Genomic DNA, 14120 nt, shown 5'->3' with positions numbered 1-14120 from the left:
GGGTTCAGGCTCAATCCGGTCGGGCAGAATCTGGTCTTTCTTGCCTGGTCGGTGTGGGTTTGGGGGGTCTGGTCGAGGGGCTGTTCCGAATTGTGGACGCCGATAGCCTTTCCCAGTGTGATCAGCTAAACACCGATGGATGTGAATTCGGGGGAACGGTTGAAGATCAACCTGCTCGGTGACGTGGAGGTGCTGCTTGCTGACCACAAGTTGCACCTGGGCACACCGAAACAACGGGTAGTCTTCGCGATGCTCGCTGTTCAACCGGGCCAGTTGGTGACGCTGACCGATCTCATAGACGAGCTGTGGGTGGAGCGCCCTCCGCGATCCGCCGTAGCGAATGTGCGGACCTACGCGGCAAATCTTCGCCGGGAGTTCGAGACGTTGGCGCTCGCGGACGCGACTCTCGTACGGCAGGGGAACGGCTATCGACTCACCGTGCGACCGGATGTGATCGATGTCTTCCGCTTCCAGAAGGAGCTCTACGCGGGCCGGAACGCTCTGGGCGCCGGCGACCTGGCGCGGGCGTCAGAACTACTGGGCCGTGCGTTGGCCCGGTGGCAGGGCTCCATGCTCGCCGGCCTACCGCTCGGCCCCGTCCTGACGGCTCGAACCGTAGCGGTCGAGGAGGAGCGGCTACTGGCGGTGGAACTCCTCGCCGAGGTGCACCTGCGGTCCGGGCGGGACGATCTCGCGATTCCGTCGTTGCGGGAGGTGGCTGCTCGCCATCCGCTCCGGGAACCGACGTACCTCCTGCTCATGCGGGCCCTGCACGAACGCGGTGACAGCGCCGAGGCGCTTGTCGTGTACGACGAGATTCGTCGGCAACTGGTCACGGAGTTGGGCGTGAGCCCGGGAAACAACCTCGAAGACCTCCGCGGCCTGATCGTCGCCGAGACGCCGAAGTTGGCATCAGTCGTCGTCGCCGACCGCGAAGCCCGGTTGGGACGGCTGGTGACGTCCGCCCCGGGGCCGGCGGGACACCCGACGGCCCCGCCAAGACCCGTGGTCGCCACGGTGGATCATCTGCCCCGTTCGGTCACCGACTTCGTCGGTCGCGAGGCCGCGGTGGCACGATTACTGGCGGAGACGCGGCGTGTCGAGGACCGCGTCCCGGCCGTGCACCTCATCGACGGGATGGCCGGCAGCGGCAAGACGACCCTCGCCGTGCACCTGGCCCGTCGACTGAGCGCGCGGTACCCGAACGCCCGCTTATACGTCGACCTGCGCGGGCATGGCGAGAAGGAACTGGTGGGACCGGCGTCGGCCCTGGTCGTCCTGCTTCGCCAGCTCGGAGTGCCGTCCGAGCGGATACCGGTTGACCTGGACGACAGGACGGAACTCTGGCGACGCGAGCTGGCCCTCCGCAGGTCGGTGATCATTTTGGACAATGCCGCCAGCAGCGACCAGATCCTTCCCCTCCTGCCGATCGAGCCGACCGCCGTCGTCCTGGTCACGTCACGACGACGTCTCACCCATCCTGATCTCGGAACGTCTCAGTCCCTGCCGGTCATGTCGCCCGAAGAGGGCGTCGACCTGTTGGCGCTGAGCGTGGGGCGGGAACGGATCGACGCCGAGCCGGCAGCGGCCGTCGAGGTGGTCCGGCGGTGCGGCCACCTTCCGCTGGCGATTCGCCTGGCGGGAGCCCGACTGGCTCACCGGCCCGGTTGGCGGTTGGCGGATCTTGCGGCACAGATGGCCACCGCCACGTCGGTTCTTCCTCATCTGGGCGGAGAGAACACCACCGTCACCGGTGCGTTCGCCACCTCGTACGAACCTCTTCCCGAGTCGACGAAGCGGGTCTTTCGATTTCTGGGCCTGTATCCCGGTAATCGCTTCAGCTCAACGACGGTCGCGGCGCTTACCGGACTGACGGTGGCACAAGCTCATGCCGCTCTCGACGACCTCACGGACCGACACCTCGCCCAGGACCTGAAGTCGGGGCAGTACGGCTTACACGACCTGATGCGTCAGTACTCGGTCGAGCTGTGCATTCGCCTCGATTCCCCGCAGGACCGCAGGTCGGCCATGGCCCAACTGTTCGGCTTCGCCCTGGAGGCGGCACTGCGGATCGCCGAGACCATCGAGCCGGTCGTCATCAAAAGCCAGGTAGAACATCTTGCCTTCGACCGACCCGAACTGCTCGAGACCCTCGGCGAGCCGAGTGCCGAGTGGTTGGAGGCGGAACGGGCGGAGTTGGTGACGATGGTGGTGTCAGCCCATGAGTCGGGCTTTCATCAACACGCTTGGCGACTGGCCCGCGCCCTGTGGCGATTCTGCTACATCCGCGGGTACTTCGAGGACATCGTCACGACGCACCAGCATGGGCTGGCTGCGGCCGAGGCGACGGGCGACACCGAGCCGACGGCGCTGATGCACAATTACCTTGCATCCGCTTACGTCAAGACCGGCGACAATCGGAGGGCGCTCGAACATCTGACCCGCGCGGTCGAGCTTTCCAAGGAATCGCGGGACAGGCTGGGTACGGCTCGCTACCAGGCCAATCTTGCCCCCGTCTATTACTGGAGCGGTCATCTCAGCGAAGCTGTGGCGCTCGGTAAGGAACGTCTGCGTGACTACCGGGACTACGGCAATGTCGGGGCACCGATGGCGTTAGCGAATGTCGGTCTCGCCCTGATGTCACTGGGTCGTTACGAAGAGGCGCTGTGGATGCATCGCCGTCATCTGGCCTGGGCCCGGACGACTTCGAGCGAGTTCCACGTGCTCAACGCCCTCAGCCATATCGGGGCGGTACGCGCGCGTAAGGGGGACCTCCCCCAGGCGATCAGGATCCTCAGGGCTTCGCTGGCGCTTCGCGACCGTACCGGCCACCGCTACGGAGAAGCGGAGGTACGCCTGGACCTCGGTGTCGCCTATCGCGGTCTGGGTCGTTTGGCGGAGGCGCAACACGAGCACGAGTTGGCCCGCAGCCTGGCGGTCGGTTCGAGCGAACGGCACGTCGAGGCGGCGGCGTTGAACGAGCTGGGCAGCACGTTGCGGGCACGTGGGCGGGACCGCGAGGCAGCCGAGACGCACCGTGAGGCGCTGCGGTTGGCGACCCGGATCGCCCACCCGCACGAGCAGGGACGGGCGCTGGCTGGGCTGGGCGAACACTTCGCCAGCATCGATCCGGCCGAGGCTCGGCGGCACTGGGAACGGGCGCTCGCCATCTTCCGCCGGATGGGTGTGCCGGAACGCCTCGACGTGGAGCGTCGCCTCGCCGGGCTGGACGACGAGACAGGTCGCTGACCTGCCCACACGTCGCTTATCGATTTCTTATCGCCGGGCTCGGTAGCTTCTCCCACGTATCGACGAACGGGGGAGGTTCTGCCCCTGGGCAGAACCAGGTCGTCGAGACACGCCCGTCACCGGGTCACCCCCCAGCGACTCCGGTGACGGGTCGGGCCAGGAAGGGGTGACGATCCAGTGGAGGCGCCGTCGCACCCGGCGAGCCGCTGTGCCGTCACCCCTTCCGAGCGTCCGAGCGTCGTACCGCCCCGATAGGCTCAGCGCCGTGACCGAACCCGCGCAGCTCAGCCACGTCGACCGTGCCGGCGCGGCCCGCATGGTCGATGTCTCCGGCAAGGCGGTGACCGGGCGGCTGGCCGTCGCGGCGGGCCGTCTGCGCACCACCGAAGAGGTCGTCGACCTGCTACACCGGGACGGGTTGCCCAAGGGCGACGCGCTGGCGGTGGGCCGGCTCGCCGGAATCATGGGGGCCAAACGCACCCCGGAGCTGATCCCGCTCTGCCACCCGATCGCCCTGCACGGCGTCACCGTCGACCTGCGGCTGACGACCGACACCGTGGAGATCACCGCCACCGCCCGCACGGCGGATCGGACGGGAGTCGAGATGGAGGCGCTCACCGCCGTCGCGGTCGCCGGCCTCGCGCTTGTCGACATGGTCAAGGCGGTCGACCCGGCGGCCTCGGTGGAGGCGGTCCGGGTGCTGCGCAAGGAGGGCGGCAAGACCGGCGAGTGGGTGCGGCCGGAGGACCGGCCGTGATCCGGGCCCGGGTGATCGTGGCGTCCAACCGGGCGGCGGCCGGCGTCTACGCCGACACCAGCGGTCCGCTGCTCGTCGCGGGCCTGCGTGAGTTGGGCTGTCAGGTGGACGATCCGGTGGTGGTGCCCGACGGTGAGCCCGTCGGCGACGCCCTGCGGGAGGCCGTCAGCGACGGTGTCGACGTGGTGTTGACCAGCGGTGGCACCGGCGTCACGCCGTCCGACCGGACGCCGGACGTGACCCGGGCCCTGCTGGACTACGAGATCCCCGGCATCGCCGAGGCGATCCGGTCGCACAGTCGGGAGCGAGTGCCCACCTCGGTGCTGTCCCGAGGGCTGGCCGGGGTGGCCGGCCGGATGCTGGTGGTCAACCTGCCCGGTTCGACGGGCGGCGCCCGTGACGGCCTCGCCGTGCTGGGGCCGATCCTCAGCCACACCGTCGACCAACTGCGCGGCGGCGACCACTGACCGCACGCGCGGAACCGGACCAGCCAGCCGCGCCGCAGCGATCACCGAACGGCCCGCAACCCGTCTCGCGTCGTCAGAGCGCGCCGGCTGTCCGTCCGTGCCGATAGGCTCGGTCGGTGCGAACGGAAACCACACCAACGGTGGCCCAGGTCGCCGCGCCCCCGCCGGCCGGGTGGGAGGAGGCGCGGTCCCGGGTGTACGCGGTAGGCCTGGCCGCCGCGCTGCCCGCCGTCGCCCGGCCGCTGGTCGACACCGACGGACTGACCCTGGCCGAGCCCCTGACCACCCGCACCGACCTACCCGCGTTTCCGACCTCCAGCGTGGACGGCTGGGCCGTCCGGGGCGACGGGCCGTGGCGGATCGTCGGCCGGGTACTGGCCGGCAACACTCCCGGGCCGCTCACCGACGACGGCACCACCGTCGAGATCGCGACCGGAGCGATGGTCCCGGAGGGCGCCAGCGCCGTGCTGCGCGTCGAGGAGTCAACCGTCGCCGACGGTCTGGTCAGCGGAACGCCCCGGCGCACGCCGGAGTGGCGGCAGCCGGGCGAGGAGGCGTACGCCGATGAGGAGCTCCTGCCCGTCGGCACGCCGGTCGACCCGGCGGTGATCGGCCTGGCCGCCTCCTGCGGCCACGACACGCTGCGGGTCCGGCGCGCGCCGCGCGCCGCGCTGCTGGTCTTCGGCGACGAGTTGCTGACGGCGGGTCCGCCCGCGGCGGGTCGGGTGCGGGACGCGCTGGGCCCAGCGGTGCCGGCGTGGCTGCGGCGGTACGGGTGCCACGTCCGCCCCTCGGACGTGGTGGGGCCGGTGGCGGACACGCTGCCCGCGCACGTGGCGGCGCTGCGTACGGCGCTGACCACCGCCGACCTGGTCTGCACCACCGGCGGCACGATGCACGGTCCGGTGGACCATCTGCACCCCACCCTGGAGGCGCTGGGCGCCGACTACGTGGTCAACACGGTGGCGGTCCGGCCGGGCTTCCCGATGTTGTTGGCCCGGCTGGCCGATCCGGACGGGCGGGTCCGGTTCGTCGCCGGCCTGCCGGGCAATCCGCAGTCCGCCATCGTCGCGCTGGTGTCACTGGTCGCGCCGCTGCTCGCCGGCCTCGCGGGTCGCTCGATGCCGGTGTTGCCGCACGCCACGTTGGCCGAGGCGGTGCCCGGGCGCGGTGACCACACCCACCTGGCGCTGGTTCGGCTGGACCGGACCGCCGGCACGGCGTACCCGGTGCGGCACGTCGGTTCGGCGATGCTGCGCGGCCTCGCGGGCGCCGACGGGTTCGCTGTCATCCGACCGGGCACCAGCGGTGCGCAGGGTGACCGGGTGCCGATCGTGCCGCTGCCGTTGCTGCCCGGGGAGCGGGCGTCGTGACCGCGCCGGCGATCACCGTCGTCGAGGTCACCGACCGGCCCCTGGACCTCGCCGCCCACGAGGCGGCGGTCGCCGACCGTCGGGCCGGCGCGGTCGTCTCCTTCCAGGGCGTCGTCCGCGACCACGACCACGGGCGTGCGGTGGTGAGCCTGGACTACGAGGGACACCCGAGCGCCGCGCAGGTGCTGCGCGAGGTCGCCGCCGAGATCGCGGCCGACCCCGACGTCTACGCGGTGGCGGTCTCGCACCGGGTCGGCCCGTTGGCCATCGGTGACGTGGCGCTGGTCGCCGCGGTGAGCACGGCGCACCGCGCCGCCGCCTTCACCGCGTGTGCCCGACTGGTCGACGAGGCCAAGGCCCGCTTGCCCATCTGGAAGCGGCAGGTCTTCGCCGACGGCACCGAGGAGTGGGTCAACTGCCCCTGACCGGGCCAGAGCCCTAGGCCGGCCAGTTCTTCTGAAACAGACCCTAGCGGCGGCCGTTCACCACCACTGCTCGGGCGAGTCGTTCCCCGTAGAAGGCCGGCTCAGCGCCGGGCCGCCAGGGCAGGGCCGCGACCAGCACGATCAGGGCGAGAGCCAGCGAGTTCTCCATCAGCGCCCCGAACAGGCCGTCCTGGTAGTGCGACACCTCCGGCAACTGGTGCTCGTACGGCCAGATGGGGGAGATGAGGAACAGCAGGTAGAGCCCGACAGCGGCGACGCCGTGCCGGAGCCCGGTCAGCGTGGGATACCAGATCGGCGGGCGAAGGGCGTTCAGGCCGCTCAGGCCACCGAACGCCGGCCCCTGGCCGGTGCGCTGCGGGAGACCCCGGCTGGCCTCGCGGCGGCGTACGGCGGCGTCGGCCAGCACGATGATCGCCGGGATCACCCAGACGAGGTGGTGCGTCCAGGAGATCGGGCTGATCACGTTGGCGGTCAGTCCGACAAGCGTGAACGCGGTCAGCTCGTCGCCCTCGGCGCGTGAACTGGCCGCCCGGGACAGGCCCAGCGCCAGGATCAGCACCGAGAAGGCGAGCCAGAGCAGGCCGGGTGTCTCGATCGAGTCGTACAGGCGGGCCAGCAGGCCGGCGAGCGACTGGTTCGGCGTCATGTCGGCCGCGCCGACGCGCTCGGTCTGCCAGAGCACGCTGCCGAAGTAGGTACGTGATTCGTCGCCGACGATCGCGAAGGTACCGATGGTCACGCCGATCGCCGTGCCGATCGCGGTGGCCGCCACCCGCCACTGCCGAGTGATCAGCAGATAGGCGATGAACAGCGCCGGGGTGAGCTTGACGGCGGTGGCCAGGCCGATGCCGGCGCCCGCCCAGGCGCCACCGTAGACGAAGCGCAGCAGCGGACCGTCGGTCGCGGCGTAGTGGGTGCCCCGGCGGGAGCGCCACCGCAGCCCGATGAGGTCCGCCATGATCAGGGCGAAGAGCAGGAGGTTGACCTGGCCGTAGCCCAGGGTCTCGCGGCTGGGCTCGATGGCGACGGCCAGCGGGACGGCCAGGGCCACGGTGAACCACAGTGGCCACGCCAACCGGTCCACGATGGGGCGCAGCAGCCCGGCCAGCACCAGGGCCAGCGCGGCGATGCTGGCGAGCGCGTTGACCATCCCGGCCGCGCCGATCGGCAACTGTGCCATCGGCAACATGACGAGTCCGGCGAACGGCGGGTAGGTGAAACCGAGCGTGGTGCCGGGCGCGATGAACTCGTAGAGCTCGTGACCGCTCGCCCACCACACCACCGCGCCATGGTAGATCTTCATATCGAAGAAGTTGTACGGCCGCCCGAACTCGCCGATGGCGAGCCACGCGGCGTAGGCGACGGCGACCACGACGGCGCCCCGCACGACATTCCTGCGATCGATCCCCCGGGTCATGCGCTGAACTGGGGCGAGGCGGTCCGCCCGTCTACCGACAGTCGTCGGCATGGCGTGGCCACCCCCGTACCAAGGTCGTCCTACCCGTCCAGGTCCTGCACGGAGCCTAGAACGGCGCCTCACGTCAATGCCTCCCGCGTTATGCGACCGTGTCCGATCCCACACATGTTTTTGACATTTCCACCGCGTTAACGCCTACCGGGTGGTTCAGGTAATTCGCGGCCTTAGCGGGGGGTGGGGGTGACAACGAGAGGCATCGAGGCAGGTCAGCCTGGGAGTCGACGCGCGGTGGCCGCCGACCGGACGGCGATCCGCGCCTCGCGACGGGCGGTGCGCACCGCCCGCTGCATGGAACGTCGAGAGTGGCCGATGCGGTGACCCGTACGCCAGCGCACGCCGGGCTTGCCCTCGGTGTCGACGGCCGCGAGGAGGAGACCGCCGAGGAGCCCGAGGTTCTTGAGGGTGTGGATCTGGTTGTTGTTCTTGGCGATCGGGTCGTCGTTCTTCCAGAACGGATGCCCGGCGATGGTCACGGGCACCAGGGTGCCGGCGAGGACCAGCGCGGCGGGCCGGCTGAACCGCCCGGTGGCCAACATCAGCCCCGCCCCGACCTGCGTCGCCGCGTTGAGCCGGATCAACGACTCGGTGTCGGTGGGGAACTTCGGGTGCGCCTTCTGCAGCAACGGCGCGACCTTGTCGGTCACCGGCTTGGCGGTCTCCGCCAGGCGGTGCGGGTTGCGGAGGTTGCGGTATCCCTGGATCACGAAGATGCCGCTCAGCATGGCGCGGGCGAGGGAGCGTACGGGCGTCATGGATCAGTCATACCCCCTCGCGGCGTTTACTACCCGGTCAACCGGCGGATCCGGATCGATCCGCGGCCGCGCGCGCCACGCCGAATCGAGCGACCATCGCTGATGGACGGGGCGTGACGGGTAAGGTCGCGCGGGTGACGACGCTGCGGCTCCGCCCCGAGAACCCGGCCGACGCCGGCCCGGTGCGACGGGTGCTGGCCTCGGCGTTCGCCCGCCCGGACGTGCAGACGCCGCCGGAGGTGGGACTGGTCGACGACCTGCGCGGCACCGACGCCTGGCTGCCCGAACTGGCCATGGTCGCCGAGTACGGCGGGGAAATCGTCGGATACGCGCTGCTCACCCGGGTCCGGGTACGGCCCGAACGCGGTGCCGTGGTGCCGGCCCTGGCACTCGGACCGGTGGCCGTGGCGCCGCACCGACAGCGGGTCGGACACGGCAGCGCGGTGGTGCAGGCCGCCCTGGACGCCGCCACCGAACTGGGTGAGCGGGTGGTCGTGGTGCTCGGTGACCCGGCCTTCTACCGGCGCTTCGGCTTCGGGCCGGCCACCGAGCTGGGTCTCAGCAGCCCGTGGGCCGGTCTGGGTGAACCCTGGCAGGCGCTGGTGCTGCCGCCGTCCACCAGCGAGGAGGGCCCGCCGCCGCGCGGCGAGGTCGTCTTCCCCGCGCCCTGGTCCCAGGTCTGACTCGCCGGCCCGCCACCGCGCCCGTCGGGCCGACCGGTCGCGGGGTCAGGCCGGCTGGGTGCGCAGGTAGCGGCCGAAGTGTGGAACGGTGAAGGCCACCGTGCCCCGCTCGCCGGAGTAGATGAGCCCCTTCTTGATCAGCGCGTCCCGGGCCGGGGAGAGGCTGGCCGGCTTGCGGCCGAGGGCGCGGGCGATCTCGGCGGTGGGCACGGCGGCGTCCATGTCGTCGCGTACCGTCCCGCTGGCTTCGCCCTCCACCAGGGACAGCGTGGCCATCGCCCGCATGTACTCACGCTCGGCCGGGGTGGCCCGCTCGAACCGGGAGCCGAAGAACCCGACCGCCAGTTCGGCCTCGGCTTCGGGCGCGGCGACCCGGACGTCCGCCGCGGTGATCGGCGACCGCGGCGCGTGGTCCCAGGTCGCCTTTCCGTACGCCTGGACGAAGTACGGGTAGCCGCCGGACTTCTCGTAGAGCAGGTCGAGCGCCTTCTGCTCGTACTCCACCTCCTCGCGCTCGGCCGGCGCGCAGAGCGCCTGGTCGGCGGCGATCCGGTCGAGCCGGTCGATGCGCTGGTAGCGGAAGAGCCGCTCGGAGTACGACTTGGCGGCGCTGAGCACGGCCGGTAGGTGGGGCAGCCCGGCGCCGACGACGATCAGTGGGGCGCCGATCTGGGACAGCTCGTGGCAGGCGGCGCAGAGCGCCGAGACGTCCTCCGGCCCGACGTCCTGCATCTCGTCGATGAAGAGCGCGATGCCGGTGCCGACGTCGCTGGCCACGTCGGCGGCGTCGCTGAACAGCTCGACCAGGTCGATCTCGATGTCGCCGGAGTCGGCCCGGCCACTGGCGGCGGGTACGTCGATGCCGGGTTGCCACCGGTCGCGCAGCTTGGGCGTGGCCCCGCGGCCTGTCGGCGTGGACCGCTGGGCGAACGCCTTGAGCACCCCGAGGAAGGCGTCGATCCGGTCTGGGGCGCGGTGGCGTGGGGCGAGTTCGCGGACCGCCATGTGCAGCGCGGCGGCGACCGGGCGGCGCAGTGACTGGTCCGGACGAGCCTCGATCTTGCCGGTGCCCCACAGCCGGTTGATCGCCTGTGACCGCAGGGTGTTGAGCAGGACGGTCTTGCCGACGCCGCGCAGCCCGGTGAGCATGAGGCTGCGCTCGGGCCGGCCGCGGGCGATGCGTTCCAGCACGATGTCGAACACGTCCAGCTCGCGCCCCCGTCCGGCGAGTTCGGGTGGGCGCTGACCGGCGCCGGGGGCGTACGGGTTGCGGACCGGATCCACGCATCGCAGAATATCGGGCCCTCTAGCTGGGAAGCTAGATATGGATAGATGAGGCTACGGCGTGTCGGGGTCGTCGAGACAAAACTAGGGCTGTCTAGCGTCCACGCTAGACAGCCCTAGTTTCGGGAATCGTCTACTGCTTCTTCAGGCAGAGCACGTAGTCGAACAGGTCGATCGAGTTGTCGTGTACGTAGTTCGCGGTCGCCTGCGGGGCGAGCGTCTCGCACCGGTCCCCGTCGGTGGTCGCCGGGATCCGCAGCAGCACCTGGTAGGTGTTCGGGCCGCACGGCACCTTGCGCAGCTCCGCGTCGTCCTCGCTGCCGTCGTTGACCACGCAGTCGCCCTTGGCGAACTCCTCCTCCTCGTCCTGCGACGGCGCGACCTGGCTCGGCGCATCGCTGGGTAGGCCGGGAGGAACGACCGGCGCGCTCGCCGACGGCACGGGCGTGACGTCGCTGTCGGAGTCGGCGATCCGCCAGGCCGCCCAGCCGACGAGACCGAGGCAGGGGCAGAGCAGAAGCAACACGACCAACCCCACGATCAGGGCGACCTTGCGGCCGTTGCGACCGGCGGGGGCGGCGGGCGGCATCGGGTACGCGCCGGGCGGCGGCGGGCCCAACGGTGCTCCCGGCTGACCGGGGGCGGGCGGGAACGGCCCCGGCGGAGCGTTCCACTGCGTCGGCTGCTGCGGCGGAGCGTTCCACTGCGCCGGCTGGCCCGGTGGAGCGTTCCACTCCGTCGGCTGCTGCGGCGGAGCGTTCCACTGCGCCGGCTGCTGCGGCGGAGCCCACTGCGAGGGCTCAGGTGGTGGCCCCCACTGCGGGAGCGTCGGATCGACCGGTGGCGGGCCGCCGGGGCCGGTCGGCGGACGCTGGTACGGGTCGTCCGGCTGCCCGGAACCCGGTGGTCCGTAGGTCGTCATGTCATCCCCAGGGTGGGTGGTCAGCGCTGCTTGAGGCAGAGCACGAAGTCGAGAGTGTCCAGCTCGCTATCGAAGAAGTACCAGTTCGTGTAGCCCTCGACCTTGGCGCACTTGGCCTCGGCGTCGCGTTCACCGCTGGTCGCGCCGTCGACGCGGCGTAGCACCTCGTACGACTTCGGCGCGCAGCCGCTGATCAGCAGCTTGGGCTTGCCGCCCGACACGCCGTCGTTGCGTACACACTGCCCGACCTTGACGAACCGCGGATCGGCCGACGACTCCGGCGCCGCGGCGCTCGGCGCCGGCTCGTCCGGTTCGGTCACACCGGCGGTGGGCTCCGCCGCGGCGGCCGAGCCGCTTGGCGCGGCCGTGGTCGGCGCCGGATCGTCCGATCCCCGCAGGAACCAGTACGCGCCGCCGGCCACCACCAGCAGCAGAACGACCGCCAGCACCGCGATCAGCGGTCCCCGTCCGCGCCTCGGCGGCCCGGATTCGGGGCCGTCACCGTCGGGCTGGTAGGGCCCGGGGCCGTAAGCCGGGTTCCCGTCGACGGTCGGGTACGCGCCGCCGTAGGGCTCCGAGGCCCCGCCGCCGTACGGCGTCCCCGTCCCGCCCCCGTACTGGCCGCCTCCGTACTGGCCGCCCCCGTGCTGGCCGCCCCCGTGCTGGCCGCCCCCGTGCTGGCCGCCCCCGTGCTGGCCGCCTCCGTGCTGGCCGCCTCCGTACTGGCCGCCTCCGTACTGGCCGCCCTCATAGGGCGCCGCCGGTGCGCCGCCGTACGGGCCGTCGCCGTAGGGTCCGGGCCGCTGCGACGCCACCGGGTAGGGCTGGACCGCCGGCGGATAGGGCTCCGCGGCCGGCGGATAGGGCTGCTGCGGCGGCCGGTTGGGCGTCTCGTCGGGGCGTTGCCCACGCCACGGGCGTCCGTAGCCCTCACCCGGTGGTCCGTAGTTCGTCATGCCGCCCTCCTGCACAAGTGGTGAGAGGCCGGCCACCAAAGCGCGACGCCGACTCCGAGGTCACCGTAGCGTGGTCCACCGATGAGCTCACCTCCACCGAGCGCCGCCGCCGCATCCGGCCGCCGCGCCGACGCCGCGCCAAGCCTGGTCTGGACCGCGTTGATCGTGGTCTACCTGCTGTGGGGCTCCACCTATCTGGCCATCCGGATCACGGTGGAGACGCTGCCGCCGCTGCTGTCCGCCACGATGCGGTTCGCGGTGGCCGGTCTGGTGCTGGCGGTGGTGCTGCGGTTGCGCCGAGGGCCGGGCGCGCTCCGCGTGCGGCCTCGACAGCTCGGCTCGGCCGCGCTCGTCGGTGTGCTCCTGCTCGCCGGCGGCAACGGGCTGGTGGTGCTCGCCGAGTCCGGGCCGCCCGGGGTGGCGCTGCCCTCCGGCGTCGCCGCCCTGCTGGTGGCGACCGTGCCCCTGCTCGTGGTGCTGCTGCGGTCGGTCACCGGCGACCGACCGCCGCTCTGGACCTTCGCCGGGGTCACCGTGGGCTTCGTCGGTCTGGTGCTGCTGGTGCTGCCGGCCGGTACCTCGGATGCGGTGCCACTGGTCGGTGCGCTGACGGTGGTGGCGGGAGCCGCCGCCTGGTCGTTCGGGTCGTTCCTGTCGGGACGGATCGGAATGCCCGCCGACCCGTTCGTGGCGACCGTGTACGAGATGGCGGCCGGAGCGCTGGCCCTGGCCGTGGTCGCCGCCGGCCGGGGTGAACTGAGCGACTTCCACCCGTCGGCCGTCAGCGCCCGCTCCTGGTTGGCGCTGGGCTACCTCATGGTGGCCGGATCGCTGGTGGCCTTCACGGCGTACGTCTGGCTGCTGCAGAGCGCGCCCATCTCGTTGGTGTCGACGTACGCGTACGTGAACCCGGCGGTCGCGGTGGCGCTCGGCGCGTTGTTCGTGGCCGAGCCGATCACGCCGCAGGTGCTGCTCGGCGGGGCGGTCATCGTCGCCGGGGTGGCCCTGGTAGTGAGCACCGAACGTCCACGCGGCAAGGCAGCGGAACCACGATCGGGGGCGGCGCGGACGGGAGCCCGCCGGTAACGTCCGGCCCATGTCGGCCGCCACGCTGCTCGGGGTGGCGCTGCTCGGCGGTCTGGTCGGTCTGGTCGTACCCTCACTGGCCCGGCGGTTCGTCGATCCGCCGGCGCGGCGGATCGGGTCGGCCTGGCTCTGTCCACCGGTGGCGGTCGTGGTGTTCGTGGGGCTCGCCACCGTGCGGCGCGACGACCCGGCGCTGCCGGTCCTTGTCGCGGTGGCGGTGGTGGGGTTGGTGCTGGCCGTGGTCGACCTCGTGTGCCTGCGGCTGCCCGACCCACTGGTCGCTGCTGCCGGCACGCTGGCCCTCGGCGGCCTGACCGGGACGGCGTTGCTGGCCGCCACTCCGGGGCGTCTGGTCGGCGCTCTGGTCGGTGCGGTTCTCTGCGGCGCGGCGCACGTGCTGCTCGCCCTGCTGCCGAGATCCCGGCTCGGCTTCGGGGACGTCAAGCTCGCCGTGGTCCTCGGACTGCCGCTCGGCTGGCTGGGACACGACGCCCTGCTCACCGGGCTCCTGCTGGCGCACCTGCTACAGGGTGGGCTGGTGGTCGGCCTGCTCGCCACGCGACGGGTACGCCGCGACACCCTGCTCCCGCTCGGGCCGGCCCTGCTCGCTGGCGCGTGGCTCGGCGTGCTCCTCGGCTGAGATTTTGGCATGCCCGGCACGGCGCGTT

Annotated in this window: 12 protein-coding genes and 1 pseudogene; 8 read left to right on the top strand and 5 right to left on the bottom strand. The window is 71.6% G+C overall.

Annotated elements, in window-relative coordinates:
- The first annotated feature begins 183 nt into the window (after nucleotides 1-183).
- The 5 genes from ACQP03_RS33855 (at nucleotide 184) to ACQP03_RS33835 (ending at nucleotide 6271) form a co-directional block, all read left to right on the top strand.
- Entirely contained in the window at nucleotides 184-3249 is a 3066-nt protein-coding gene (locus ACQP03_RS33855) for an AfsR/SARP family transcriptional regulator (protein WP_433459735.1), read from the top strand.
- Between the two features lie 265 nt (nucleotides 3250-3514).
- Nucleotides 3515-4006, top strand: coding sequence for a cyclic pyranopterin monophosphate synthase MoaC (moaC, locus tag ACQP03_RS33850; RefSeq protein ID WP_357131396.1), 492 nt, complete (start codon nucleotides 3515-3517; stop codon nucleotides 4004-4006).
- The gene (locus ACQP03_RS33845) at nucleotides 4003-4473 is read left to right on the top strand and encodes a MogA/MoaB family molybdenum cofactor biosynthesis protein (RefSeq protein WP_357131399.1); all 471 of its coding nucleotides are present in this window, start codon (nucleotides 4003-4005) and stop codon (nucleotides 4471-4473) included. The genes moaC and ACQP03_RS33845 overlap by 4 nt, the downstream gene beginning before the upstream one ends.
- Before the next feature lie 116 nt (nucleotides 4474-4589).
- Complete coding sequence (locus tag ACQP03_RS33840) at nucleotides 4590-5846, top strand: molybdopterin molybdotransferase MoeA (RefSeq protein WP_433459732.1); 1257 nt, start codon at nucleotides 4590-4592, stop codon at nucleotides 5844-5846.
- Complete coding sequence (locus tag ACQP03_RS33835) at nucleotides 5843-6271, top strand: molybdenum cofactor biosynthesis protein MoaE (protein ID WP_355048616.1); 429 nt, start codon at nucleotides 5843-5845, stop codon at nucleotides 6269-6271. The genes ACQP03_RS33840 and ACQP03_RS33835 overlap by 4 nt, the downstream gene beginning before the upstream one ends.
- A gap of 43 nt (nucleotides 6272-6314) precedes the next feature.
- Here the strand turns inward: ACQP03_RS33835 and ACQP03_RS33830 are convergent, their stop codons facing one another.
- Both ACQP03_RS33830 and ACQP03_RS33825 read right to left on the bottom strand, forming a co-directional pair.
- Complete coding sequence (locus tag ACQP03_RS33830) at nucleotides 6315-7760, bottom strand: glycosyltransferase 87 family protein (RefSeq protein ID WP_357131404.1); 1446 nt, start codon at nucleotides 7758-7760, stop codon at nucleotides 6315-6317.
- 215 nt (nucleotides 7761-7975) lie between these two features.
- On the bottom strand, nucleotides 7976-8521 hold the full coding sequence (locus ACQP03_RS33825) for a DoxX family protein (protein ID WP_357131407.1): 546 nt from the start codon (nucleotides 8519-8521) through the stop codon (nucleotides 7976-7978).
- A 134-nt stretch (nucleotides 8522-8655) separates the two neighbouring features.
- On the opposite strand from ACQP03_RS33825, the gene ACQP03_RS33820 reads away from it, so the two are divergent.
- On the top strand, nucleotides 8656-9204 hold the full coding sequence (locus tag ACQP03_RS33820; protein ID WP_357131806.1) for a GNAT family N-acetyltransferase: 549 nt from the start codon (nucleotides 8656-8658) through the stop codon (nucleotides 9202-9204).
- Between the two features lie 45 nt (nucleotides 9205-9249).
- On the opposite strand, the gene ACQP03_RS33815 is transcribed toward ACQP03_RS33820, so the two are convergent.
- The 3 genes and pseudogenes from ACQP03_RS33815 to ACQP03_RS33805 all read right to left on the bottom strand — a co-directional run.
- A complete protein-coding gene (locus ACQP03_RS33815; RefSeq protein ID WP_357131410.1) occupies nucleotides 9250-10488 on the bottom strand; it encodes an ATP-binding protein in 1239 nt (412 codons plus the stop codon).
- Between the two features lie 133 nt (nucleotides 10489-10621).
- Nucleotides 10622-11032, bottom strand: coding sequence for an LppU/SCO3897 family protein (locus ACQP03_RS33810; protein ID WP_357131809.1), 411 nt, complete (start codon nucleotides 11030-11032; stop codon nucleotides 10622-10624).
- 398 nt (nucleotides 11033-11430) lie between these two features.
- Nucleotides 11431-11928: pseudogene (locus ACQP03_RS33805) on the bottom strand (LppU/SCO3897 family protein); the annotation flags it as partial.
- Between the two features lie 519 nt (nucleotides 11929-12447).
- Between ACQP03_RS33805 and ACQP03_RS33800 the strand changes: the two are divergent.
- Both ACQP03_RS33800 and ACQP03_RS33795 read left to right on the top strand, forming a co-directional pair.
- On the top strand, nucleotides 12448-13452 hold the full coding sequence (locus ACQP03_RS33800; protein ID WP_357131413.1) for an EamA family transporter: 1005 nt from the start codon (nucleotides 12448-12450) through the stop codon (nucleotides 13450-13452).
- 10 nt (nucleotides 13453-13462) lie between these two features.
- Nucleotides 13463-14092, top strand: coding sequence for a prepilin peptidase (locus ACQP03_RS33795; RefSeq protein WP_357131416.1), 630 nt, complete (start codon nucleotides 13463-13465; stop codon nucleotides 14090-14092).
- The last annotated feature ends 28 nt before the right edge of the window (nucleotides 14093-14120 follow it).

Origin of the sequence: Micromonospora sp. CA-248212, assembly GCF_050948405.1 — a bacterium.
In the GTDB taxonomy this organism is placed as follows: Bacteria; Actinomycetota; Actinomycetes; order Mycobacteriales; family Micromonosporaceae; genus Micromonospora.
Note: the sequence above shows the minus strand (reverse complement) of the source record. Positions and strands in the feature narration are given on the sequence as shown.